Genomic DNA, 1197 nt, shown 5'->3' with positions numbered 1-1197 from the left:
CACTTGGCTATTTTATTATCTCACACCTCTTACTCTTCCAGATTAGCCCCAGACTTCCAGGACCAGTCGCGCCAACGTAGGTCAAATAGATCTTTGCGGCGGTCTTTCAAGTTGGTTACTGAGCCTTCGGCACGCACAACAGTAAGGCGAGTCAGGTCTAGGTCCGAGAAGAAGATCATTTCGGTGTTAGGCGTGGTTTCCGCCAGAACTGCATCGTGGGGGAAAGCGAAGTCTGACGGTGAGAACACGGCCGATTGGGCATACTGAATATCCAGGTTCTCAATCGAAGGTAAGTTGCCGACGCTGCCACACAGTACTACGTAGCACTCGTTTTCAATGGCTCTTGCTTGGGCGCAGTGGCGTACCCGCAGATAGCCATTTTTGGTATCTGTCCAGAACGGCACAAACAGTATATCCATATCCTGATCGGCTAGCAGACGGCCAAGCTCCGGGAACTCAACGTCGTAGCAAATCAAAATGCCCACGCGACCTGCGTCGGTGTCAAAGACCTGCAGGTTATCACCCCCTTCGATCACCCAGTCGCGGCGCTCTTGAGGGGTAATATGCAGCTTCGACTGCTTTTCGATTTCGCCATCCCGGTGGAACAAATAGGCAATATTGTATAGTCGGTCATCGTCACCGACTTCAATCATTGAGCCACCAACGATGTTGATGTTATACGACACCGCCATCCGCGAAAGCTCGCTTTTAAAACGCTCGGTGAAGCCCGCTAAAAAGCGAATCGCGCCCATTTGATCCTGCTGGGCCGAGCGGTCTTGTAGGCCCATCAGTGGCGCATTGAACAACTCCGGAAATACCGCAAAGTCACTTTGATAATCTGATAATGCGTCAACAAAGTATTCAATTTGTTGAAGGGCTGCTTCCACTGAAGCGAACTCACGCATTTGCCACTGTACCGCACCCACTCGTACCTGAGTTGGGCGGGTATCTAGCACGCTCTCAGCAGGCTCGAACAGGATGTTGTTCCACTCCAAAAGAGTGGCATAGCCGCGAGACTGCTCGTCTTCCGGCAAATATTTACGCAGTAAGCGTTTTACTTGGAAGTCGTTAGCCAATTGGAACGACAAAATCGGGTCGTAGATCTCTTTACGAGAGACTTTTTCGATGTACTCTGCTGGGGTCAGTTCTTGGGCGTGCTGGTGGTACTCGGGAATGCGCCCACCTGCCAGAATGGCA

General features: G+C 51.5%; 1 protein-coding gene. It reads right to left on the bottom strand.

Translation table 11 applies throughout. The features are described from left to right. Window positions 1-29 precede the first annotated feature (29 nt). The coding region (locus INT22_RS12540) for a carbon-nitrogen hydrolase family protein (RefSeq protein WP_193068317.1) at window positions 30-1197 on the bottom strand (1168 nt) is incomplete at its 5' end.

The organism is Halomonas sp. 3D7M, assembly GCF_014897885.1.
Lineage (GTDB): Bacteria > Pseudomonadota > Gammaproteobacteria > Pseudomonadales > Halomonadaceae > Vreelandella.
The sequence above is the reverse complement of the archived record's forward strand: the minus strand, read 5'-3'. Positions and strand labels throughout refer to the sequence as shown.